Source organism: Pedobacter sp. BS3, assembly GCF_008274585.1.
In the GTDB taxonomy this organism is placed as follows: Bacteria; Bacteroidota; Bacteroidia; order Sphingobacteriales; family Sphingobacteriaceae; genus Hufsiella_A.
This window is the reverse complement of sequence record NZ_VTRT01000001.1, coordinates 1,185,661-1,209,354: the sequence shown is the minus strand read 5'-3', so window position 1 is coordinate 1,209,354 and position 23,694 is coordinate 1,185,661. Positions and strand designations below refer to the sequence as shown.

Sequence of the window (23,694 nt, the reverse complement as noted above, 5' to 3'; positions counted from 1 at the left end):
ATGAATATATTCAAAATATAGGTTAAGATAGTATCAAAATTGGTTAACATCCCGGCAAAGACAATGTAATGCCCACCCTACCTTTGTAAAAAACAAATTGCAATGAATATACAAGCAACACCGTTCATTCTCAACCTTAGCGAGGTAGGCATTCATGACATTGACATAGCAGGAGGCAAAAACGCATCCTTAGGCGAGATGCTGCAACATCTTTCCAACCTGGGCATTCGCATCCCGGGCGGTTTTGTAATTACCGTGGGGGCTTATAAAAGCTACATTCAGTTCAACAACCTGGAAAACCGCATTAAAGCAGCTATTAACAGTATTATTCCCGATAGTGTAGATTCTTTAAAGAAAACCGGGGCGCAGGTCAGGGCGCTGATCACCGAAGGAACATTCCCGCCTGAACTGACAGTGCAAATCACGGCAGCATATAACAGCTTATGCAAACATTACAAACAGCAAGATGTGGATGTTGCCGTACGGTCATCGGCTACCGCCGAGGATCTGCCAGACGCTTCTTTTGCCGGACAGCAGGAAACTTTTCTGAATGTAAACGGTGTCGAAGCCGTTTTAAGCACCGTTAAGCAATGTTTTGCATCCTTATTCACCGACCGGGCCATCAGTTACCGGCAAAGTTTTGGCTACGATCATTTCCAGATAGGTTTATCGGTTTGCGTGCAAAAAATGGTGCGTTCAGACCTGGGAGCATCGGGTGTGGCCTTCTCGCTGGACACCGAAAGCGGGTTTAAAGATGTGGTGATCATCAACGGTTCGTATGGCCTTGGAGAGATGGTAGTACAGGGCGCTGTGTCTCCGGATGAGTTCATTGTTTTTAAACCTGCGCTGAAGCAGGGCTACAAAGCCATCATTGAAAAGAAGCTGGGCGTAAAAGATAAAAAAATGGTTTACTCGGATGTTCCCGGCGAACGCGTAAAGATCGTACCGGTTACACCGGAACACTTTAACCAGTTCTGCATTCCTGATGCGATGATTCTGCAGCTGGCAAACTGGGTAAGCATTATTGAGAACTACTACAGCACACTTAAACAACGCTGGTGCCCGATGGATGTGGAATGGGCCGTTGACGGCAAAACAGGCGAGCTGTTTATTGTTCAGGCCCGGCCTGAAACTATTCACTCACAGAAAAAGGCACAACGCATTATTGAATATCAGATCGATGAGCCGGCTGATTCTGAAAAGATCATCTTAACGGGCATTGCGGTAGGCAGTAAAATTGCCAGTGGACGAGTAAATATTCTACTTGACAGAACCGGCGATCAGGATATCCACTTTACCAAGGGCGACGTATTGGTAACCGATATGACCGACCCCGACTGGGAACCGGTAATGAAACAGGCATCGGCCATTATCACCAATAAAGGCGGCCGAACCTGCCACGCGGCCATTGTTGCCCGCGAATTGGGAATACCGGCTATTGTTGGCTGTGGCAATGCCACCGAATTACTATCAAACGGGCAACTGGTTACCGCTTCGTGTGCCCAGGGAAATACCGGAATTATCTACGATGGTAAAATAAACTTCACGCCACAGGAATTCGACTTGAATAACCTGCCTGCTATTAAAACACCTGTTATGCTGAATGTGGCTTCGCCGGATCATGCTTTCCGGTTTTCCGGCTTCCCGGCTTCGGGCATTGGGCTTGCACGCGAAGAGTTTATCATCAATAATTATATCAAAATACACCCGCTGGCGCTGATACATCACAAACAGTTAGGCGATGCAGCCTTATCTGAGCAGATTGCCGATCTATGCCGGGGCTTTGACAGCGAGCGGGAGTTCTTTATTGAAAAACTTTCCTACGGCATTGCCCGTATCGCAGCATCAGCTTATCCAAATAAGGTGATCGTGCGCTTTTCTGACTTTAAAAGCAATGAATATTACAACTTGCTGGGTGGCGAACATTTTGAGCCGCAGGAAGAAAACCCAATGATCGGCTGGCGGGGAGCCTCACGGTACTATTCTCCTGAATACAAAGAGGCCTTTGGCTTAGAGTGCACCGCAATCCGCAAGGTACGCAACGAAATGGGCTTAAGCAATGTAGTAGTGATGATCCCTTTTTGCCGCACAGTGAAGGAATTGCAGCTTGTTTATCAAACCATGAATGAATTTGGACTTAAGCGTGGAGAAAACGGGCTGGAGGTTTACCTGATGGCCGAACTTCCTTCTAACGTGCTGATGGCCGATGAATTTGCGCAGTATATTGATGGATTTTCTATTGGCTCTAACGATCTTACCCAACTGGTGTTAGGGCTTGACCGGGATTCATCGCTGGTATCGCATATTTACGATGAGCGTGATAGGGCGGTGAAAACAATGATCGATATGCTTATCCGCTCGGCTAAGAAAGCAGGTATTAAAGTGGGTATTTGCGGACAAGGGCCGTCCGATTTCCCCGACTTTGCCCAATTCCTGGTCGCAGCAGGCATCGACAGTATTTCAGTAACGCCCGATTCGTTTTTCAAGACGGTAAACGCTATAGCGGAAGCCGAAAAATTTGATATCGCTGAACCGGCTTAGGCAACTATTCTGATCATCTTTTGATCGTCCGCATTTGCAACACGGATGGTGAAAAACAGCGATTGTATCGCAGAATGGTATTAAGGTACAGGACAAAACGCTTTATCTTGCGTCAGAACCCATTAAGCATAGCTCAACGCAGACAGCGTTCAGAACGCTGTCTGCGTTAATAAAGAAGTATCAGAACGACATCTGATCGTCCGCGTTTGCAAACACGAATGGCCGGAAACAGCGATCGCATCGCGTGGTTGATAAAGGGAGGCCTAAGGGTGTTTCAAAAGCCTCTTATGGTGTCATCCTGAGCTTAGTCGAAGGATTGGTTCATCATGACTACAGGCGCTTCCCCCGAGACTTCGGGGTCAGCGTGACTATAAATTGATGGTTTTGCTGACTTTTGAGTCACCCTTAGGTCTTTTAGCCAGAAGGTTTAAGTAATCATACTAAGCCGGAGCTTACACCATAGAATTTACTCCAACCCTAAGTTAAACCGCTTCCGGAATTCTTCCAGCACAGGGTTTTTCTCAACCATGTGCTGGTATTTTTCGGTAGAGGTATACAACCGCTTTTTAACGGTTTGTTCTACCTGCCTGGGAATAACATCAATAGCGAAATTCTGCAGTTTTACCCGGAGAAAGTTCAGCAGGTCGATCTTCTCATTGAGCAGCAGGTTCTCCTGTATCTTATTCTCAATACATACCTCAATGATAAAATCCTCTTTCAAAACCGGTGCATTGGCTGTCATCAGGGTAAACAAATTCAGCTTAGCCTGCTCCTTGGCCTGGTTGGCGTACTGGTTCCAGAGTTTCAGAAATTCATCCTGTGTAAAGGGATTGCGATTTTCGCCGATGATGTATTGCGGTTCATCCGAGGCCTGTGGGCCCGTATTCGACGTCAGGTCATTCAGGTTTGGGATAATAGAAGGCGCTGCCGAAAGGTTAGGTTTCTGAATAACTATTTTGGGCTTAACAGCCGTTACTTCCAGGGAGGTGGCTTCCGAAGGTTTTTCAGGCTGATTGTTTGTAGCCGCATAAACAGGCTCCGGCTCTTTCACTACCGGAAGCGGCGGCTGGGTTTCCTGAACGGGAGCAGCCTGCTCCTTAACTGGCTGCGGCTCCGGTTTCGGAGCTACTGCATCAGGTTTTTTTTTTAGGGCTTCGTCAGAAACCGTTAAGTCTAAGGCTGATGCAATGTGACACATTTTTATCAGCGAAAGCTCAACCTGTAACCGCTGATTTTTGCTCAGCTTATAATTTAAATCGCACTGGTTGGCAATGCTGAGCGCAGAAAGCAGAAACGATACCGAAACGGCCTGCGACTGCTGTAAATACTTCTGGCGAATACCTTCGCTCACCTCCAGTAATTTAAGCGTGGCCGGATCTTTACCTACCAGCAAATTCCTGAAATGCGATGCCAGACCATTGATAAAATGATTGCCGTCAAAACCGTTGGCCAGGATATCATCAAAAATTACCAGCGCCCCGGCTACATCCTGCGCCAGCAACGCATCGGTTATCCGGAAATAATAATCGTAATCCAGGATGTTCAGGTTATCGATAACCGATTTGTAGGTAACATTCCGGTTTGAGAAGCTCACGATCTGGTCGAACATGGAAAGTGCATCACGCAAGCCGCCATCAGCTTTTTGGGCGATGAGGTGCAACCCGTCCTGGTCGAAATTTACATTCTCTTTATTCGCTATCGATGCCAGGTGCGCCGCCATATCCTCTACACGAATACGGTTGAAGTCAAATATCTGGCAACGGGATAATATGGTTGGCAGTATTTTATGCTTTTCGGTTGTTGCCAGAATGAAAATGGCATAGTTGGGCGGCTCTTCCAGCGTTTTCAAAAAGGCATTGAACGCCGCCTGCGACAGCATGTGAACCTCGTCAATAATGTAAATTTTATATTTACCGGCTTGCGGAGGTATGCGCACCTGCTCAATGAGGCTGCGGATATCATCTACCGAGTTATTTGATGCTGCATCCAGCTCATGGATATTAAAGGAATTACCATTCTGAAAGGAACGGCAGGAATCGCACTGGCCACAGGGTTCAATGTTCGCGGAAAGATTCTGGCAGTTGATGGTTTTTGCCAGGATACGGGCACAGGTGGTTTTACCTACACCCCGCGGACCGCAGAATAAAAATGCCTGTGCCAGCTGATTATTTTTAATGGCATTTTTAAGCGTGTTGGTAATATGTTGCTGGCCAACAACGCTTTCGAACGTTACCGGGCGATACTTGCGGGCCGAAACAATAAAATTTTCCATCGCAACGAAGGTAATGCTTTTCAGGATGAGTTGAAAGTTTGGACAGTTGGTTTGTTATACGGTCGGGCGCCCTGGATGGCAGCTTCCGCTATTCTGCCGGTAAAAATGCAGAAACTGTCGCAGCCAATTCCGGCATCTTACTTCTTTTCTATCGCACAGATCACACGATACTCGTCTGATGCTATCCTTTCAAGTCCTAAATGAATGGTTTTAGGCTGATTTTCCCAGGTATAATTCCAGGCTGTGCTACCGTTCTTCATCGTTTTAAAATCCGGGAAGCCGGCATCTTCCGTTGGCGCTCCGTTCTCTGTTTTTAATACCGAAAGTAAATTCTGCATCTGGTTAAACAATTTACTTTGTACTCTATCTGCCGACTCGGATAAAGAGCGCAGTCTTAATACTGTTAATTTCCCCGCTTTAGAAAACCCCGGCTGCAATTCATAACGGTAACTGCCTACCTGCATATAAGTTCCGGGTACTTTGGCCGGATATTCCTGCGGCGAAATATCAAAATTTATCGGACCAAGAGCCCGGTTGGTATCATACGATGGCTGCTCAACCTGCTGTTGTTCTTTTACCTGCGGGTTGTTATTACAGGCAAACAGGAATCCTGCCAGCATTAAAATGATCAATTTTCTCATAACTAATATGAAGTCAAAACGTAAAAACAGTTAACATTTAAAATCAACAAGGTAATAACGAGTTACAAGACGGTTTGCATATAGAATCTGTTTAAACTTTTTAAAAATAAACCACGCTATTTGTCCCACCTTATGCGGGATAGTGACAGCTCATTATGAGCCTGGCACTAAACCCTAAAAAACTGGGGTAATTTACGCAATGGTTTTAAAAGAGCTGTTATGCGTGGAAATCGTATCCCGTTGATACGCATTGCTTCCAGATCTGCTTTGTTGGCGCTTACGCGATTTTTAACCGAACTGTTGCTCATTCCCCCGGTACGCATTTTTACGATCACCTCGGGCAGGAATACCGTACAGGCTTCATGCTTATGGATAAACCGCAGCATCAGCTCATAATCGGCAGCACTGCCAAAGCCGGGCTTATAAGCGCCATACCGGGTAAATAAATCCCGGCGGGCATAAAAAGTAGGATGTGCCGGCATCCAGCCCCAGTCAAACATTCCCTTACTGTAGGGTTTGCTACGCCATTTACGCACAACTTTATCGCTGTTCTGCGGATGAACATAATCCAGGTTACCGTAAACAATATCGGCGGCGCTGGCCTTAAACGTATCCGCAATTCTGCTGATCACCTGCGGGCCGGCAAAATAATCATCGGCATGCAGTACGCCAACTACATCGCCCGTAGCCAGGCTGATCCCTTTATTCAGGGCATCGTACATCCCGTTATCCGGTTCCGAAACCAGGATATCAACGCTATCGCGATAATGGTTGATGATCTGCAGGGTATTATCCGTTGATCTTCCGTCAATTACAATATATTCCACATCACCGTAATCCTGCGCCATAACCGATTGCAGGCTATGTTCCAGGAAAGCCTGCGCATTGTAGGTTACCGTGATAAGGGATATTTTCATACAAACTGAATAAGCCAAAAGTAAAAAGTTAAAAGTAAAAACCCGGCGCCTTTATTAAGATTAAGGATAAGGTTGAGGAGGTTATGGGTTTATAAGTTTAGACATTACCGGTTAACGAATAACGAGTTGGGAAAGGTTGAGTACAAGGATAAGGTTGAGAAGGTTATAGGTTTATGAGTTTATGGCTTACCAAGACAAATAACGGCCCTCGCTGGCGCATCGTGTGTGCCTTTCTTGTAAGCTGACAGACACACATTAATAAATCAACCAATCGAAATTAACAACAAACAAAACATACACTGCATCGCTTAATACGGTAAAATAAATTGCCATGATCGGAGCCGAGATATTTATTGAGCCGGGACAAACGGAAGCTGAAACCGAAACCTGGTTTCAACGCCTGCAAGCGCATCACCTGACGGTCACCCGCATCCGGATGTTTGAAAGCTACATGCACCAACCTGGCGGAAGCTGGGATTTCAGCCTGTTTGACCGGGCCTTTATCCTGGCCGGAAAATACGGCATACGAGTTTATGCCAACCTGTTCCCGGCTACGGATTTTACCGATATCGGCGGCTTCAAATTTCCCGATGATGAGGCCCATCTGCAACGTATCGCTCTATACATTGAACAGGTAGTCAATCACTTTAAAGATTTCCCTGCCCTGTACGGCTGGGTGCCTGTCAATGAACCGGGAGCCGGCAAATTACCGCAAAGTCCACTGACCGGGCAAAAATTTGCAGCATGGAAGCAGCAACAACCGGACACCCTGTATAACGATCTCGGCTACCCGTACCTGCATTTTGACGAAGAACGTTTTTTACTGGATCATAATACCTGGTTCCTGGCCTGGCTTACAGACGAGATCCGCAAGTATGATCCTCACAAGCCCATACACGTTAACAATCATCAGATCTTTTCGAACGTTGCTGAATACGACTTTCCTGCCTGGCGCAGCTTCCTGAGCAGCTTAGGCGGATCAGCCCATCCAGGCTGGCATTTCGGATACTTCAACCGTTCTGAATATGCCCTGGCTGTATCGGCTAACAGCGAGATCATCCGCTCCGGCGCCGGAACAATTCCCTGGTTCATGACAGAACTTACCGGTGGAAATATGACCTACAGTGGCAGTCGCGATATATTTTGCCCTACACAGGAAGAGATCAGCCAGTGGCTTTGGGCCTGCCTGGCTACCGAAAGCAAAGGCGCCATTTTCTGGTGCCTCAACCCCCGCATGTCGGGCATGGAAGCAGGCGAATGGGCTATGCTCAATTACCAGAACGAGCCATCGGACAGGATGCAGGCTGCGGGTGAAATTGCCGGACTCGTCAATACACATGCTGATCTGTTTGCCTGTGCCCGCACGGATGAATCAGGCATTCATATCCTCTACACCCGTGAGTCGTTATGGATAGAGGCCCGGTTTTCTCCCGTAGATGCATCGGACGAGGCCCGGCGCCCGGGCGGCGTGATGCAGTCGGCATTAGCCTATTTCGAAACGCTGAGCCAGCTGGGTGTTCAGGCGAACCTGAAGGAGATCCGGGAATTTGACTTTTCAAAAGACAGCTACCGGAACCAGGCGCTGATCCTGCCACATACCATCGCCCTGCCTTCGTCATACTGGCAATCCATAGTGCATTTTGTGGCCAAAGGCGGTAAACTTATTGCCGATGGTTTGACCGGCTATTACAACGAACATGCCTTTTGTATACTGAAGGCCTGTCCTCTGCAAGAGCTACTGGGCGGCCGGGTCAGCGAGTTTAAATACACGGCCAACCGGTTTACCGTTACCTTTAATCAGCCGCCGGTAAGCCTTCCGGCGCATGCCTGGCTGGGGACTATCCGGCCGGACACCGGAACTGTGGTGGCAACATATCATGATGTGCCTATAGCCCTGAGAAACCGCTATGGCGATGGAGAAGTTTTCTGGACAACAGCGCTCCTGGGGTTGGGAGCCCGGATCGAACGCAATTACCGGCCACTGGCTGCCTTGCTGGAACAGGAAACGGCTGAAATATTGCAACAAGTTTCTTTCCGTTTCCGGGAGTTTCAAAAAGGCATGCTGATGAAAACCCTTGTCTCCGGCAGCACTTATATAACGGTTATTATCAACAAGTCCGGCGAGCAGCGTACCGCAGAAGTTCTTGTAAGGCCACCTTATGGCAACAACCGGATATTTTATGCCAACAAGGGCGGAAGTATTCAGGGTACAATAATTACCATTTACCCGGAAGAAACATTGGTTGTGGAATGGGGTTGAGGACAAGGTTGAGGCTGAGGTTAAGGAGGTTATAGGGTTATAAATTTACAAGAAGCATAAGTGTATGGTAGCGATCGGGCGAAGCGCCGGCTTCGTCGTTCTACACTTAAGCCTCCGGCTACGAAACTCCAGGTTTCGTGTCTTCACGAAACTTCTCTTTTCCCCCGGCAAGCCGGAACGAATAAATGTTGGTCTGTTGGGGACAGACCAAGGGATAGGGCAATCAGAACAATGCCGGACAATTACAAAGCGCAGCCGTTTTCATCACAGTTCGCACCGTTTTGTGAACCTAAGGAGGTAAGTTTGGTTTGTGGTTGTGTGGCTTTCCATTCGGTAAAGCTTTGTGTAAGCGCCTGGGTAAACATATCAACCGGCTGGGCTCCCGAAATGCCGTATTTACGGTCGAGTACAAAATACGGTACACCACGAATGCCCAGGTTTTGCGCTTCGTACTGGTCATACCGTACGGCATCAGCAAATTCATCCCCGCTTAATAATGCGGCTGTTTCATCTTTATCTAAGCCGATTTCAGTGGCAACCTGTAAGAGAACATCCGGCTTATCAACATCCAGGTTCTGCACAAAATGAGCGTTGAAGAATGCTTCCTCAGCCTTATCCTGTAAGCTATGTTTGGCTGCCAGGTGAATGATCCGGTGCGCATTAAATGAATTGGCCGGAATGTTATGCGCAAAGTCGATTTTTAATCCTGCTGCATTGGCCATACCGGCAACCTGCGAGGTCATGGCTTTGGCCTGTTCTACAGAAATGCCTTTACTTTTGGCCAGGTATTCATACAGGCTCTCGCCGCTAGTGTTTTTATATTCCGGGTTAAGCTGAAAGCTTTTCCATTCCACAGTGATTTCATTCTTAAAAGGAAGTGTTTCGAGGGCTTGCTCGAAGTGCCGTTTGCCGATATAGCAGAACGGGCACATTACATCCGACCAGATTTCTACTTTCATAACTGCAAAGCTACAGCTTATGTAACCGACTTTGGTTTGGGAGATGTAAAAAGAGGTTTATCAATATGCCACTTTCAGTGATAAACCAGACGATTTGTATGAGAGTCAAGTAAAAGATCCATCACATATATGCTTCGGATCCTTGTACCGGATCGTCAAAATTATCCTTCATGGTTATTAATCCTTTAGCTTTGCCGGCAATTCTTTTAGCTGGTGTATTGGTTTTCTTATTTGATCTATATTTTAAAAAATCAATATAATCTGAAACCTCTGATTTTAGTCTGCCAGACAGATTAGCTATTTTAGTATATAACTGTATATCAGTCATAAAGAACATTGTTTAAAACAAAAAAAATGAAAAATATTCACACTTATTTGAATATTTAGATAGATGGATCTCGCAAATTTTACTTCAATGGTGCTGTAGTTAACGGCGTTTCCGGCGTAGTTGCCGGAATCCTGTTTTGCAGCACCGGCATAGACACGTTAGGCAGCTGTGGCAAAACGTATTTCGCAAAAAGCCGGCTTTCTTCCAGCAAAGGGTATCCCGAAAGGATAAATGAACGCATGCCCATATCCATATAGCGGTTCAGTTTCTGAATGATCTGGTCGGGATTGCCTACGATGGCAGCCCCGCATCCCGAACGGGCTTTGCCAATACCTGTCCATAACAGGGGCTCTACAAAGCCATCCTTATCGGCCAGCTCACGAAGCTCATTCTGCCGTAGCACACCCAGCGAAGCGGCATCCTGCGCCCGGTTTTTCAGTTTGAGGCCCTCCTGCTCATTGTACTTTGACATAATATACCGGCTGTACTCGATAGCCTCGCTTTCGCTTTCACGTACAATAACATGCACCCGCAGGCCAAAATCCAGTTTGCGACCATACCTGGCGGCCCGGGCGCTCATATCCTTCATGGTTTCGTACAGGCGGTCTTCCGTTTCGGGCCACATCAGGAAAACATCGCAATATTTGGCACAAACCTCCCGTGCACCTTCAGAAATGCCGCCAAAATATAACAGCGGCCCGCCATTTTGCTGGTAAGGTTTAACAGGGTCTGATGAAAGGTCGATATGCTGGTATACCTCGCCATGATGAACGATTCGGTCGTTTTGCCAGCCTTGTTTCAGAATTTCTATGGTTTCGGCGCACCGTTGGTAGCGCAGTCCGGCATCCTCTTTCAGCCCCGGAAGGTCAGAATTAATGATATTGATGGTTAACCGGCCTTTCAGAATATGATCCAGCGTAGCTATGGTTCTGGCCAGCATGGGCGGGTATAACTCGCCGCAACGGATGGCTGTTAGCAAATTAATGGTAGTTGTTTGCGGTGCAATGGCCGAGGCAAACGTAAGCACATCCTGACCTACGGTGTACGAGGATGGCAGCAGGATATTTTTATATCCCGATTGCTCGGCTGTGAGAAGAATTTCGCGGGCATGGGCATAATTGCTTCGACGGGCATTGTCAAGTATACCCAGGTATTGGGTGTCGCCGCCGCAAAGATCGCAGAACCATGAAATTTCTGCAACGCGTTGTTCTGTCCGGATAGTTATCGGTTCCATAAGGTTAATGTTAGCTGTGCTAAAATTCGTCAAAAAATACCAGGTTAGGTAACCGATATGAAATTAATTTTAGAAAGATAAATAATTTGAATTGGCCGGAGATTTAAGCTAAGCAGCTTTAAATCAGCGTATTTATACAGATAACATCTTGCTTGTTTGGTTTACCTGATAAATATTTATTTTTGATAACAACTGTTTTGTGTGGATAAAGTAGCTATTCTCTCTAAATATATGCCCGAAAAAGCGGCGCCACTGATTGCCCGCTGGATAGATTATTTTAAATGTGAGTTCAAGGTTTCGCGGGGACGTAACAGCAAATTCGGCGATTACCGTCCACCGCAACAGGGAAAGGGGCATCGTATTTCTGTGAATTATAACCTGAATCCGTATGCTTTTTTGGTAACCACGGTACATGAGTTTGCCCATTTGCATACCTGGAATGAGCATAAAAGCCTGGTAAAACCGCACGGCACTGAGTGGAAAGCTAACTTTAAGCGGATGATGGTTCCTTTTTTTGAAATGGAAGTTTTCCCGGAAGATATTCACCGGGCAATACGTGCTTACCTGCAAAACCCGGCTGCTTCCAGTTGCAGCGATGCAAATTTGTTCAGAGCGTTACAGCGTTATGATAAGCGTGCAGAAAACGTGTTCACGGTAGAGCGTGTGGCACTGCATGCATTGTTTACACTAAAAAACGGACGTGTATTTAAGAAAGGCGAACGCATTAAAAAGCGTTATCGTTGCGTTGAGGTTAAAACCGGAAATATTTACCTGTTTAACCCGCTGGCCGAGGTGTTTTTGGTAACAGGTTAATTCAGAAGTTAAGTCCCGTACTACGGGAAGCTCCCAATCATTCGCCTACCTCGTCAAGTTTAACTGCATGTAATTTATTGGAAACTCAACAAAGTTGCACAGGCAGCGCTAAAAAGCCCGGAAGCTCACCCCTTCTGCTCGCTATACCTGATACCAACAATTAGTTAAGCTACTATTGCACTATCTTATTGGCGCAAGCCGAGCTGGCAAAGGCTTCGGGTTTGGCTTTAAATACAAAACCCATGCTTAGGATATATCCCATAGCTTCGTGCAGTGCCTGGTTAGACTTGAACATCGGGTTGGTATTGATATCGGCATGAACTTCCAGGTCTACATCATAAATGTCAAGCAGATCGCACAGCGAGTAGGCTGTTTCAATAGATTTCTGCACTTCGGTAAGCATGCGTTCTTTGATGGTCATTTTGCGGGCGATACGCTCCTGGTGGATGAACATGAAACCGCCTTTCTGCTCACGCAGAAATACAATTACCGTAGCAAAATCGATCAGGCTACCTTTTACCTGAGAGTCGGTACCGATACACACTTTCAGCTTATTGCCTAAGCGGTATTCGCGTTCAATGGCTTGTTCTACTTCCTGATGGATAGGCGTTTTGAGGATTTCGCCGCTAAATTTTTTCCAGGTCATATTAGTTGAGGTTAAAGTGAATGACCTTAAAAAAAATCGCTTGAATTAAAGCATTATTTTTAGGTCTTATAAAGATATACGTTTATAAATAACCAATACATTGTTTTTTTGTTAACATATTAACATCAAGTGATTTATCCTGCAAATCCACCAAGGTTTTTGATTCCGTTAATAACCCTGTTAGCGCTCGTTTACAAAACGGATACTACGTAATCTGCGGCGTTATAAACGCCGTATTATGAGGCACTCATTACAAACGAGCGCCATCGAAGCTGTATTACAGATATAATGTAACTTGTTAGCGCTCGCTTGTATTCAACCAACGCAGACAGTTCGGAACGCTGTCTGCGTTGAACTTAAAGGTATTGCAAACGAGCGCCATCGATTTTTCAACTTTTCACTTTTCCACTTCCTACAGCATTCCGCCGCAAACCGGTATAACCTGCCCGGTAACGTAGGCGCTCATGTCCGATGCCAGGAATACGCATACATTAGCTACGTCTTCAGTTTCGCCTGCCCGTTTAAGCGGGATATTCTGAGTCCAGCCTTCTACAACTTTAACATCCAGCACATCAGTCATTTCTGTGCGGATAAACCCGGGCGCCACTACATTGGCACGTATGTTTCTTGAGCCTAGCTCTTTGGCAACCGATTTGGAGAACCCGATAATGCCTGCTTTTGAGGCCGCATAGTTTGCCTGTCCGGCATTACCCTGAACGCCAACCACCGAGCTCATATTAACAAATACACCTTTACGGTTCTTCATCATAATTTTAGAAGCAGCCTTGGTAACGTTAAAAACCGATTTCAGGTTTACGTCGAGCACCTCATCCCAGTTTTCTTCGGTCATGCGCATCAGCAGACCATCTTTGGTGATGCCTGCGTTATTAACTACAATGTCGATGCTGCCAAAATCAGCTACAACATCGTTTATCAGTTTTTCAGCCTCGTCAAACTTAGAGGCATCAGACCGGTATCCCTTTACTTTAATGCCGGTTGCTGCAAGCTCCTGCTCCAGGGCCTGGCCTTTTTCTACCGATGATAAATAAGTAAATGCAACCTGGGCTCCGTGTTCAATAAATTTCTCTGCTATCTTCCGTCCTATGCCTTTCGATGCCCCTGTTATTAATGCTATTTTTCCTTCTAATAATTTCATGCTATGCTGTTTTCTGGTATCTGCAAATATTAAACTTTTTGAGTAAAACTTTGGCAGATGTGGTCAGAATCTTTTACTGTAATGATACCGGCAGTTCCCATCCTAATTTTTATGTATTCCAATGAATATACTGCGTTTTAATACTTATGGAGTTAAAATGAATGAAAAATTGGAGGATTTTTGTTTTTATTTTTGGTTATATGGTGTTTTTGGGGATTTTATCGTTGAAATATATGCTGTTTTATTATCTATTATGTAATATGTATTTTATATTTTTTTGATAGTTTTTTCATGTTTAATGTCTTGTGTAATTGTGTTTTTTTGATTTTACAGTCAATAAAGTGGAGATTTTGTATTATTTTTTTATTGAAAATGCTATAAATGTTAAAATTATAAATATTAATTGATGTAATTTTTTGATGTTGTTTTTAGAATAATTTCGGTTATTTATGTGTTTTATTCTAAAAAAATGTATGTTTTTAAAATAATCAATGAAAAAATTGATAATTTTCTATGATTTTTCATTTAAATATTCGTAATTCGTAAAAAATTAATCAATAATTATCTGAAAACATATTGATATGTCAAGATTAACATTAAAAAGAGTAGTGCCATTTTTGATTCTGTCTGTAGTAGCGTTGGCTTCTGTGTTTGTGCCATCGTTACCCACATTCAATGGCGAGGGGAAATACAATAGCGCCGACATTGCCTGGATAATTGTGGCAACGGCCCTGGTTTTCATCATGACGCCTGGCCTGGCATTTTTTTATGGTGGTATGGTTCACCGTAAAAATGTGCTTTCTACCATGATAAAGAGTGTAGTTGCCGCCGGAGTTGTAAGCGTATTGTGGGTAGTGGTAGGTTTCAGCCTGTGTTTTGGTAAAGATCTGGGCGGATTAGGGCTTATCGGCGATCCATCAACATTTATGTTCTTTAAAGGAGTAATGTCAGGCGGGCCCTGGAGCTTAGCGCCAACAATTCCATTGGCATTGTTCGCTTTGTTTCAGCTCATGTTTGCTATTATCACGCCGGGATTAGTGGTTGGTGCTGTAGCCGAACGCGTTCGCTTTACTTCTTATATTTTATTCATTGTGCTGTTTGGGTTGTTGGTGTATGCGCCGCTGGCTCACGCTACCTGGCATCCGGATGGTATCTTCTTTAAATGGGGTGTGCTCGATTTCGCTGGAGGTACCGTGGTGCATATTTCCGCCGGATGTGCAGCCCTGGCAGGCGCTTTAGTACTGAAACGTCGTAAAGCCCATCTTGAAAATAAAGAAATTCCACCGGCAAACATTCCTTATGTATTAATAGGTACAAGTTTGTTATGGTTTGGCTGGTTCGGTTTCAACGCCGGTTCTGCGTTGGGCGCTAATGCACTTTCAGTATCCGCTTTTGCTACCACCAATACCGCTGCCGCCTCTGCCGGGTTATCGTGGATGTTTTTTGATGTAATGAAAGGCAAAAAGCCATCTGTGCTTGGCTTCTGTATTGGTGCGGTTGTGGGTTTGGTTGCCATTACACCAGCTGCAGGTTTTGTGGCGGTTCCTCAGAGTATCTTCATCGGTGTCTTTGCGGCCCTCATTTCAAATATCGCGGTAGCCTATAAACATAAATCTACCGTAGACGATACATTGGATGTATTTCCATGTCACGGGCTTGGCGGTATAGTAGGTATGCTGCTAACCGGCGTTTTTGCTACTGTAACCGTTAACTCAGGCGGCAACAACGGGTTATTATATGGCAACGCAGCATTCTTTTTCACACAGTTAAAGGCCATGCTGATCGTTGTAGCCTACAGCTTTACCGTATCATACCTGATCTTTAAGCTGATCAACCTCATAGAGCCTATCCGCGTATCGTCTGAAGACGAAGAGATAGGACTGGACGCCAGTCAGCACGATGAAACTTACGCGGTTCACACAGAAACGTTACTTGTTAACGAGAAAGGAGACGTACTGGCAGAGACGTTTTAACAGCTATTCACCACAATCAAACTTTAACTCATACAATCAAACTTTATTTAACCTTAAAAATTATGGAAATGATCAGAAAGTTTACTTTTATGGCAGCTTTTGCTGCAGGTTCCGTGTTTGTCGCTAATGCACAGGATTCAGCGCCGCTTGAAATCTCAGGTTCTGTAGATACGTATTACAAATACGATTTTCAGAAAACACCTAACATTGCTACCAGCTTTGCAACAGACCAGAATTCCGTTTCATTAGGTATGATCGATCTTGCCCTGAAGAAGTCTACCGGTAAAGCTTCTTTCGTGGGTGAGCTGTCTTTCGGCCCTCGCGGACAATACCAGTCGCTTCTTCCCGGTGACGGAGCAGCCGCTAACGGCGGTAATTCTTTCCACATCCAGAACCTGTACGTAAACTACGCGTTCACGGATAAATTCAGCATGACTGCCGGTTTTATGGGTACTTTTGTAGGATACGAAGTAATTTCACCCACAGCTAATTTTAATTACTCCACCTCTTACTTGTTCTCCAGCGGCCCGTTCCAGAATGCAGGCATCAAGGGCACCTATGCTTTCTCAGATAAGGTAAGCCTGATGGTGGGTTTATTTAACGAGTGGAATGCCTATACGGCAACACGCGGTGTATCAAGCGTAGGGGCACAGCTTATGGTAGCTCCGGTTAAGGACTGGACCGCTTACCTGAATGTAATTACCGGCGGCGATGGTTACGGTGGCTATGGAACGGAGTTTGACCTGACCACTTCCTACCAGGTAACTGAATCATTCAAGGTAGGTTTAAATGCGGCTGATTTCTCAAAATCAGATGCTGAAGATGGCGGATTTACCGGCGCTGCCCTGTACCTGCAAAACTTCTTTACTCCGAATATTGGCTTAGGTGTAAGAGGCGAATACTTTAAGGCTAAAAGCGGCGCTACAGCCTTGTCGTTTGCCGGTGTAGTTCCCGATGAATCAGTGTTTGCCGTAACCTTATCGGCTAACTTAAAAGCCGGCGGATTGACCTTTATCCCTGAAGTAAGACTAGATAACGGTTCTGCCAACATGTTCTTTAAGAGCAATGGCTCTGCAACCAAATCGGCTGCACAGTTTTCATTAGCTGCGGTTTACGCGTTTTAAGATTTATTAACATAACTTTAAGCCGTCTGTAATTGCAGGCGGCTTTTTATTTTTTATGAAGCAATTGTTGTTTTTACTTTTTGTGCTTTTCAGCGTGAATGCGTGGGCACAATCCGGAACGCTAACCATGAGCGCCGAGGGGAAATATCTGTTTTACCAGGTAATTGAAGCTCCCGGACTTTCGGCGGATAGTTTGGCGAGTCATGCGAAGCAATTTTTCAGGCAGCAGAAAAAAGACCTTAAATTGAGTAAATCGGAAGCCGATACCTCTTTCCATGGCAAGGGGAAACTTGTTCTAAGTAAAACCGCATCCTTTGTAACACATCCCAGCGCCGAAGTTGCCTACACTATGACCCTCGAAATAAAAAATGGAAAATACCGGTACTGGCTAACCGATTTTGTAATTAGCCCGTACATGCGTAATCGTTACGGTAACTTTGTTCCGGCGGGGAACAGTTATCCGCTTGAAAAAATACCCACCAAGCTGGACGCTGCCGAATGGAAAGGCTATATTTCTTCAACAGAAATACAATGTAATAAGGTGGCGGCACGTTTAAAGGAGGTCATGCTGGCAGCAAAAAAAGCGTCGCGGGTGGATTCCGGCAAAAAAGCAATTCCCGAAAAATGGTAATTTGCGTGCCGAACCAATACAATGGAAAATTTAGCTACGTATAAAGACCTTCAGGATTTCGGAAACCTTGACCTGCTTGCCCGGCAGGTAGTTGAGGGTTTTATTACTGGTTTGCATAAAAGTCCGTTTCATGGGTTTTCGGTTGAATTTGCCGAGCATCGGTTATACAATACCGGCGATTCTGTTAAAAATATCGATTGGAAACTATATGGCCGTACAGACCGGCTGTTTGTAAAGCGTTTTGAAGAGGAAACCAACCTGCGGTGCCAGCTGGTGCTTGATGCTTCTTCGTCCATGTATTTCCCCGAAAAGAGATATAACAAACTGCTGTTTTCTGTTTATGCGGCTGCGGCACTGGTTTACCTGCTACAAAAACAGCGTGATGCCTTCGGCTTGACCACCTTTACCGATCATATCACGCTATCAACCGCTGCAAAATCGACCGTAACGCACCAGAAATACCTGTTTGCCGAGCTGGAAAAATTAATGCGGCAAACAGACCTTCATCAAAAAACATCGGTGGCCGCTGTGCTGCACCAGGTTGCCGAACAGGTTCATAAACGTTCGCTTATTGTGGTGTTTAGCGATTGGCTGCAACCGGGAACCGGCCGGGATAGCCTGACGGACATCTTTTCGGCTTTGCAGCACCTGAAATACAATAAGCACGAAGTCATTTTATTCAACGTAACCGATGCTGCCAAGGAGCAGAATCTGGAATTTGAAAACCGCCCTCATCATTTTATCGATATGGAATCGGGCGAAGACCTGAAAATAAACCCGTTGCAGGTTCGTGAGCACTATATTAACCAAATGACCGCGTACCAGAAAGAGCTGGAATTAAAATGCGCTCAATACCATATCGACCTGGTTCATGCCGATATTAACCAGGGTTTTTATCCTGTACTGCATAATTATTTAATTAAGCGGGCAAAAATGGGATAAAAATATAAAGGAAACCTTTTCGCCATTCTCCCGTAGAGAATCCAAGCTGATATTAACACAAATTATGGGAAACGGTTACCAGAAATAAGCTGTCATTATTTATTAATATGTACCGGGGCTTAAGCTATTCGATAGAAATCTTATTCTGCTGATAGATATTGTCGTCCAAAAGGCTTTTTTGAGTAGCCAGTGGAACAAAGAGTAAAAAACTTTGTTACAAAGAGCCTATTGTGATAAATTAGAAAAATAAAGATTTACTTTTGAGGTAATCAGTGGGGATGGTTCTATAAGATTTTATATTGGAATGTTGAGAAATAAGATAACAGATAAATTTCCTATTCGTTCCATTGTTTTAAAAGTGTGCATTGCGCTTGCATGTTATCTTTACACCACTTCGCCATATACTTACGCACAGGTTAAGCCTGCTCCGGAATACCAGGTCAAAGCGGCCTTCCTGTATAATTTCACCAGGTTTATTGATTGGCCGCCTGATGCCTTTGATTCTCCGGATGAGCCGTTCATCATTGGTATTGCAGGCAAAAATCCCTTTGGTACTTACCTGCAGGAAATTGTATCGGGCGAGACAGTTAACGGGCATCCTATTATTGTTCAACATTATGCTGCACGAAAAGATATTGATAATTGCCACCTGCTTTTCATAAATTTAAATGAAGGTGCAAAAATAAAGGAAGCCATATCGGCCATGAGCCAGAAAAATGTTTTAACGGTAGGCAATGCCGATAACTTTTTAAAATGGGGCGGCATGATACGCTTTTATACCGAGAGAAATAAAATCCGGTTCGAAATTAACGCTGCGGCCGTCAAAGCAGCACAATTAGAGATAAGTTCCAAACTACTTAACGTTGCGAAGGTTTATAATTTGCAGAATTAACACATGAATTTCAGAAACTCACCCATACAGCGCAAATTAATGAGCATTATATTACTCACCTGCTCGGTAGTGTTAACGCTGATGTGTTGTGTTTATATTTTTTTTGAATTTATCACGTTCCGGCAGGCGGTAAAAAATAATGTTTCTACGTTGGGAGTGATCATAGCTTCGAATAGCTCTGCCGCTCTTGCGTTCGATAGTCAGGCAGATGCCAACGAAATTCTGAGCGCCCTGGATGCAGATAAGCATATTGTTGCAGCCTGTCTGTATGATCGCTCCGGTAAGCTGTTCGCAAAATACCCGGATACTATTTCTTCAAACGCATTGCCTGCCCAGCCGGGCAAAAGCGGCTACCGTATTGAAGGCGCATTTCTGGCCGGTTTCCAGCCGGTAATGCAGCATCAGTACCGGCTCGGAACGCTCTATATCCGGTCAGATCTTGAGGCAATGTACGGGCAGCTTAAAAAATACATTATCATTGCCCTTTTTCTTATTGCAGGTTCGCTGTTTGTTGCTTACCTGCTTTCTATCGTACTGCAAAAAGCTATTTCAAAACCCATTATTGCCCTTGAACAAACGGCCAGTATTATTTCGCAAAAGCGGGATTATTCCATCCGGGCGACAAAAATGGGTGGCGGTGAGGTCGGTTCGCTTACCGATGCTTTTAACCAGATGCTGGCACAGATTGAGGCGCAAAATTTAGAGATCATAAAGGCCCGGGAAGAAAGCTTACAACTGGCTGCTATTGTAGAATCATCCGGCGATGCCATTATCGGCAATGATCTTTCGGGCAGAATAACCAGTTGGAACCTCTCTGCAGAACGGATGCTGGGCTATACTGCCGGGGAAATGATCGGTCAGCCCGTATCGGCCATTATGCCGCCCGAAAAGCAAAAAGAAGAAGCCCGGTTTGCCGAATATCTCAAAAAGGGCGAACAGGTTGAATCTTTTGAGACCCAGTTTATAACCCGCGATAACAACCTGCTTGATATTTCGCTTACGGTTTCGGCCGTTAAAGATGCATCCGGAAATATTATCGGTCTGTCTAAAATTGCCCGTGATATTTCCAAACAGAAGGAAAACGAACGGCAGCTTGTTCAAAGTGAAGAACATCTGCGGCTGGCCACACAGGCAGCAGAGCTTGGAACCTTTGACATGGACGTTGTAAACAACATATTGAGCTGCGATACCCGGTGCCGGGAGCTGCTTTGTATTGCACATAATGATCCGAGCACGTTCAATGAACAAATTTTAAAACGGTTACATCGTGATGATCTTCCCCGGATAAACCGGGTAATGGAGAGTGCATTTAACAGGTCGCTGGATGATGGCAATTACGATGTGGAGTACCGTATTGTGGATACTGATGATAAGATACGCTGGTTGCGGGCAAAGGGCCGGGTGTTCTTTAATGATGAGGATAAACCAGTCCGTTTTATCGGGGCAATATTGGATGTAACCGATAAGAAACAGGAAGAGATCAGAAAAAATGATTTTATAGCCATCATCAGCCACGAGCTGAAAACACCTTTAACATCTATTAAAGCTTATGTCCAGATACTGCTGGTTCATGCCAAAAAGCATGCCGATACATTCTGCATTAATGCACTTACCCGTGCCGAAGCCCAGGCCAATAAAATGGGCGCCATGATCAAGGATTTCCTGAGCCTGGCCCGCATTGAAGAAGGGAAAATCCAGATTGTAAAAGAGGTATTTGACTTAAGCCGTTTAATGGAAGATGTAGTTGCCGATGCTGTATTTCTCAATTCCGGTCACACCATTAAATTGTTGGCCGCTGATGCGGTAAATGTTAATGCCGACCGTGATAAGATAGGACAGGTATTGAATAACCTGTTAAGCAATGCCATGAAATATTCTTCACCCAATAGCACCATAACCGTTGGTTATGAGAAACAGGCAGATGAAGTACGGGTTTACATCAGCGATGAAGGTATCGGCATCAGCAGCAGAGACCAGAAAAAGCTGTTTGAGCGATTTTACCGGGTAGAAAATGAGAAAATAAAAACGGTATCGGGTTTTGGTATCGGACTTTACCTGGTTTCAGAAATTCTGCGCCATCATAACAGCCATATCATGGTAGAAAGCACCGAAGGTAAAGGATCTACCTTCTATTTTAACCTTGAGGCTTTTGCATAACTGAAACACCGGACGTAATAAGGGTGATTGTAAAGTTCCCTAAATTTTCAGGGTCTCGTCGTTCTTAATATCGCCATACAATTTTTCCGTAAATATTGCGTGGGATTTGCCGGTTGGGGCCTACTTCCGTGTGCCGTTTTTTCAGCAGGTTCTGGCCGTTAACAGAAAATTCCAAACGCTTTTGGAATTTCCAGGCAATACGGGTATCCAGTGTAAAATAGGCGGGTACATACAAGTTATATATCGTGGTAGGTAGCGGATCTGAGTAACGGGCTGTGATGTCTAATTGAAAGTTCGCTGGTAGATCCAATATAGATTGCAGTACTGCCTGGTGATTAGCATCAACGCCCAGGCCGGCTAATGTAGCCGGATCGGTAACATTATCCGGTTTATTCTTTACTTTTTTGAAGAAATAGGTATAGCCGCCACGTAACCGCCAGTTGGTGCTCAATACATAGTTGCCAGACAACTCGGCGCCGTATGAATGTCCTTCCGCTCCATTTTGAATCTGGTAAACCTTTGTATCCGGAAGCGGTACAACACTATACAGGTCATCGTATTGATTATAAAACGTAGCCAGCGATAACGACAAACCCCGGAATGGTTGTATGCGGTATCCCAGCTCATAAGCCATTACCTTTTCTGATGCAAAATCTGGTCCGCCGGCTACATGCCGCACACTGTCCGGAAGAGGATAGACAGGGATGTGATAATCTACATCGATACGGCTGGGAGCACGTACAGCCCGCGAAGCGGCCGCCCAGAGTACCTGCTGTTTGGTAAGAAGATAGGATAATCTGGCGTTAGGCTGTATTTCAAAACCGGTAAATGTGGTGTGCTGAAGCTTCGCACCAAGTGTTAATTTAAATTTCTGGGAAACAGAGATCTCGTCCTGCACAAAGCTGCTGAACAAATGCATTTTCCGGTCGGCAGGTACAAAACCCACAAATTGCGTGAAGTTATGTGTTTTATCGTTCATAAAACGATAACCCAGCCCCCAGATAAAGCGATGGTATTTTCCCGGCGATAAGTTATGCTGAAAATCAAAATCATAAGTTGTCAGTTCATCACTAAGCATATTTTCCGGATCAAGCTCAACCCGCCAGGTACGGTCGGCATAAGCCTGTACAATAATATTAGAGCTATCCGAAAGGTTATGTGTCCATTTGCCCATAATATTCTGCCCGTCTATGCCAGATGCAGGCGGCGAGTCACGCTCTTTGCCCATATAAAAGTTGCCCTGTACATTCAGCATATCGGCCTGCGAAAGGTTCCAGTCCAGGTCAAAACCAGCCTGCGAAAATCGCCATTTATCCATATTATCCGTGCCATTTGGCAGGAATGTGTGGTCGCGATCATTATGCTGTGCATAAATGCGATAATTTGCTTCGGAGCCTATTTTGCCGCCGTACCGGGCCTCTGCAAACCGCTGTAAGAAGGTACCGCCCCCCGCCGATACAAATAACCCCTGTGTATCTTTAGCGCTTTTAGTGATAATATTGATCACGCCGTTTACAGCATTTGCTCCCCAAAGCGCAGCTCCCGGCCCGCTGATCACTTCGATACGGTCAACATCTTCCAGCAGCACACTTTGGGCATCCCAGAAAACCCCGGCAAAAAGCGGCGAATACACGGTTCGGCCGTCTATCATTACCAGCAGCTTATTAGAAAATGTTGAATTAAAGCCGCGGGCACTGATTATCCAATGGCGTGAATTTAGTTGTGTAACCTGTAAATTAGGTACAAGACGCAATGCTTCGGGCACGTTGGTAGCCGCCGACCGCTGAATGTCCTGTTGGGTGATCACCTGGATTGCGGAAGCGGCCTCTGTTAATTTTTCGGGCGTTTTGGAAACGGAAGTAACCTCAATGCCCATAAGCTCTTCAATGCTCAGGTCTTTAAGCTTCTGCGAAGATAACTGGGGTGCCGGCTCCTGGGAGAAAGCGCTGGTTGAAAAGAGGATAAGCCAGGTTAGGATGGAAAGAACATTCCTGAAAGTAATAGTTCCCGGAGTTTTATAATATAGAAAATCAGTTAATTTCATGAACGCTTTATTGCCCGAATCTTGCCGGGTAAAGATAATCCTTGTAAAATAATAATGGCAAAAAAATTACTAACGGTTCTGATAGCCAATAGCTGATAGCTCAAAGCAATCCGATTGTGCGAAGCTCCAGCTTCGTTCAGCTACTTAAAAAAAAGGTTCCCCTT

Annotated in this window: 18 protein-coding genes; 9 read left to right on the top strand and 9 right to left on the bottom strand. The window is 45.1% G+C overall.

The window, feature by feature from the left end; genetic code table 11:
- Positions 1 to 102: 102 nt before the first annotated feature.
- Positions 103 to 2,541 (top strand): phosphoenolpyruvate synthase, encoded by a 2,439-nt coding sequence (ppsA, locus tag FW774_RS05070; RefSeq protein WP_149347035.1) that lies wholly within the window; start codon positions 103 to 105, stop codon positions 2,539 to 2,541.
- Between the two features lie 466 nt (positions 2,542 to 3,007).
- On the opposite strand, the gene FW774_RS05065 is transcribed toward ppsA, so the two are convergent.
- The 3 genes from FW774_RS05065 to FW774_RS05055 form a co-directional block, all read right to left on the bottom strand.
- On the bottom strand, positions 3,008 to 4,813 hold the full coding sequence (locus FW774_RS05065) for a DNA polymerase III subunit gamma/tau (RefSeq protein WP_149347034.1): 1,806 nt from the start codon (positions 4,811 to 4,813) through the stop codon (positions 3,008 to 3,010).
- 137 nt (positions 4,814 to 4,950) lie between these two features.
- Entirely contained in the window at positions 4,951 to 5,454 is a 504-nt protein-coding gene (locus tag FW774_RS05060) for a hypothetical protein (protein ID WP_149347033.1), read from the bottom strand.
- A 167-nt stretch (positions 5,455 to 5,621) separates the two neighbouring features.
- Positions 5,622 to 6,371, bottom strand: a complete 750-nt coding sequence (locus FW774_RS05055) for a glycosyltransferase family 2 protein (RefSeq protein WP_149347032.1) — start codon at positions 6,369 to 6,371, stop codon at positions 5,622 to 5,624.
- Between the two features lie 331 nt (positions 6,372 to 6,702).
- On the opposite strand from FW774_RS05055, the gene FW774_RS05050 reads away from it, so the two are divergent.
- Positions 6,703 to 8,631, top strand: coding sequence for a beta-galactosidase trimerization domain-containing protein (locus FW774_RS05050; RefSeq protein WP_149347031.1), 1,929 nt, complete (start codon positions 6,703 to 6,705; stop codon positions 8,629 to 8,631).
- 242 nt (positions 8,632 to 8,873) lie between these two features.
- Here FW774_RS05050 and FW774_RS05045 read toward each other — a convergent pair whose 3' ends face one another.
- The 3 genes from FW774_RS05045 to FW774_RS05035 form a co-directional block, all read right to left on the bottom strand.
- On the bottom strand, positions 8,874 to 9,590 hold the full coding sequence (locus FW774_RS05045) for a DsbA family protein (protein ID WP_149347030.1): 717 nt from the start codon (positions 9,588 to 9,590) through the stop codon (positions 8,874 to 8,876).
- Between the two features lie 121 nt (positions 9,591 to 9,711).
- Positions 9,712 to 9,918: a DUF2281 domain-containing protein gene (locus FW774_RS05040; RefSeq protein ID WP_187774811.1), complete on the bottom strand. Its 207-nt coding sequence runs from the start codon at positions 9,916 to 9,918 to the stop codon at positions 9,712 to 9,714.
- Positions 9,919 to 9,997: 79 nt separating this feature from the next.
- On the bottom strand, positions 9,998 to 11,152 hold the full coding sequence (locus FW774_RS05035; RefSeq protein ID WP_149347028.1) for an LLM class flavin-dependent oxidoreductase: 1,155 nt from the start codon (positions 11,150 to 11,152) through the stop codon (positions 9,998 to 10,000).
- Positions 11,153 to 11,353: 201 nt separating this feature from the next.
- Here FW774_RS05035 and FW774_RS05030 point away from each other — a divergent pair, with 201 nt between their 5' ends.
- The gene (locus FW774_RS05030; RefSeq protein ID WP_187774810.1) at positions 11,354 to 11,965 is read left to right on the top strand and encodes a SprT-like domain-containing protein; all 612 of its coding nucleotides are present in this window, start codon (positions 11,354 to 11,356) and stop codon (positions 11,963 to 11,965) included.
- A 172-nt stretch (positions 11,966 to 12,137) separates the two neighbouring features.
- Here FW774_RS05030 and FW774_RS05025 read toward each other — a convergent pair whose 3' ends face one another.
- Both FW774_RS05025 and fabG read right to left on the bottom strand, forming a co-directional pair.
- Positions 12,138 to 12,611: a ribonuclease H-like YkuK family protein gene (locus FW774_RS05025; RefSeq protein WP_149347027.1), complete on the bottom strand. Its 474-nt coding sequence runs from the start codon at positions 12,609 to 12,611 to the stop codon at positions 12,138 to 12,140.
- Positions 12,612 to 13,023: 412 nt separating this feature from the next.
- Positions 13,024 to 13,767 (bottom strand): 3-oxoacyl-[acyl-carrier-protein] reductase, encoded by a 744-nt coding sequence (gene fabG, locus FW774_RS05020; RefSeq protein WP_149347026.1) that lies wholly within the window; start codon positions 13,765 to 13,767, stop codon positions 13,024 to 13,026.
- Positions 13,768 to 14,348: 581 nt separating this feature from the next.
- On the opposite strand from fabG, the gene FW774_RS05015 reads away from it, so the two are divergent.
- The 6 genes from FW774_RS05015 (at position 14,349) to FW774_RS04990 (ending at position 21,486) form a co-directional block, all read left to right on the top strand.
- Complete coding sequence (locus FW774_RS05015) at positions 14,349 to 15,740, top strand: ammonium transporter (RefSeq protein WP_149347025.1); 1,392 nt, start codon at positions 14,349 to 14,351, stop codon at positions 15,738 to 15,740.
- Positions 15,741 to 15,808: 68 nt separating this feature from the next.
- Positions 15,809 to 16,864, top strand: coding sequence for an outer membrane beta-barrel protein (locus FW774_RS05010; RefSeq protein ID WP_242457739.1), 1,056 nt, complete (start codon positions 15,809 to 15,811; stop codon positions 16,862 to 16,864).
- 55 nt (positions 16,865 to 16,919) lie between these two features.
- Positions 16,920 to 17,495 (top strand): DUF4468 domain-containing protein, encoded by a 576-nt coding sequence (locus FW774_RS05005; protein WP_149347023.1) that lies wholly within the window; start codon positions 16,920 to 16,922, stop codon positions 17,493 to 17,495.
- 21 nt (positions 17,496 to 17,516) lie between these two features.
- Positions 17,517 to 18,437, top strand: coding sequence for a DUF58 domain-containing protein (locus FW774_RS05000; protein WP_149347022.1), 921 nt, complete (start codon positions 17,517 to 17,519; stop codon positions 18,435 to 18,437).
- Between the two features lie 304 nt (positions 18,438 to 18,741).
- The gene (locus FW774_RS04995) at positions 18,742 to 19,329 is read left to right on the top strand and encodes a YfiR family protein (protein WP_149347021.1); all 588 of its coding nucleotides are present in this window, start codon (positions 18,742 to 18,744) and stop codon (positions 19,327 to 19,329) included.
- 3 nt (positions 19,330 to 19,332) lie between these two features.
- Positions 19,333 to 21,486 carry a PAS domain S-box protein gene (locus FW774_RS04990; protein ID WP_149347020.1) on the top strand — a complete coding sequence of 718 codons (2,154 nt, stop codon included), beginning with the start codon at positions 19,333 to 19,335 and terminating at the stop codon, positions 21,484 to 21,486.
- Between the two features lie 64 nt (positions 21,487 to 21,550).
- Here FW774_RS04990 and FW774_RS04985 read toward each other — a convergent pair whose 3' ends face one another.
- Positions 21,551 to 23,530, bottom strand: a complete 1,980-nt coding sequence (locus FW774_RS04985; protein ID WP_149347019.1) for a TonB-dependent receptor plug domain-containing protein — start codon at positions 23,528 to 23,530, stop codon at positions 21,551 to 21,553.
- Positions 23,531 to 23,694: the final 164 nt, after the last annotated feature.

Coding starts and splice junctions, on each gene's coding strand:
- ppsA (WP_149347035.1), top strand. CDS start 103: ATGAATATACAAGCAACACCGTTCATTCTCAACCTTAGCGAGGTAGGC.
- FW774_RS05065 (WP_149347034.1), bottom strand. CDS start 4,813: ATGGAAAATTTTATTGTTTCGGCCCGCAAGTATCGCCCGGTAACGTTC.
- FW774_RS05060 (WP_149347033.1), bottom strand. CDS start 5,454: ATGAGAAAATTGATCATTTTAATGCTGGCAGGATTCCTGTTTGCCTGT.
- FW774_RS05055 (WP_149347032.1), bottom strand. CDS start 6,371: ATGAAAATATCCCTTATCACGGTAACCTACAATGCGCAGGCTTTCCTG.
- FW774_RS05050 (WP_149347031.1), top strand. CDS start 6,703: ATGATCGGAGCCGAGATATTTATTGAGCCGGGACAAACGGAAGCTGAA.
- FW774_RS05045 (WP_149347030.1), bottom strand. CDS start 9,590: ATGAAAGTAGAAATCTGGTCGGATGTAATGTGCCCGTTCTGCTATATC.
- FW774_RS05040 (WP_187774811.1), bottom strand. CDS start 9,918: ATGACTGATATACAGTTATATACTAAAATAGCTAATCTGTCTGGCAGA.
- FW774_RS05035 (WP_149347028.1), bottom strand. CDS start 11,152: ATGGAACCGATAACTATCCGGACAGAACAACGCGTTGCAGAAATTTCA.
- FW774_RS05025 (WP_149347027.1), bottom strand. CDS start 12,611: ATGACCTGGAAAAAATTTAGCGGCGAAATCCTCAAAACGCCTATCCAT.
- fabG (WP_149347026.1), bottom strand. CDS start 13,767: ATGAAATTATTAGAAGGAAAAATAGCATTAATAACAGGGGCATCGAAA.
- FW774_RS05015 (WP_149347025.1), top strand. CDS start 14,349: ATGTCAAGATTAACATTAAAAAGAGTAGTGCCATTTTTGATTCTGTCT.
- FW774_RS05010 (WP_242457739.1), top strand. CDS start 15,809: ATGATCAGAAAGTTTACTTTTATGGCAGCTTTTGCTGCAGGTTCCGTG.
- FW774_RS05005 (WP_149347023.1), top strand. CDS start 16,920: ATGAAGCAATTGTTGTTTTTACTTTTTGTGCTTTTCAGCGTGAATGCG.
- FW774_RS05000 (WP_149347022.1), top strand. CDS start 17,517: ATGGAAAATTTAGCTACGTATAAAGACCTTCAGGATTTCGGAAACCTT.
- FW774_RS04995 (WP_149347021.1), top strand. CDS start 18,742: ATGTTGAGAAATAAGATAACAGATAAATTTCCTATTCGTTCCATTGTT.
- FW774_RS04990 (WP_149347020.1), top strand. CDS start 19,333: ATGAATTTCAGAAACTCACCCATACAGCGCAAATTAATGAGCATTATA.
- FW774_RS04985 (WP_149347019.1), bottom strand. CDS start 23,530: ATGAAATTAACTGATTTTCTATATTATAAAACTCCGGGAACTATTACT.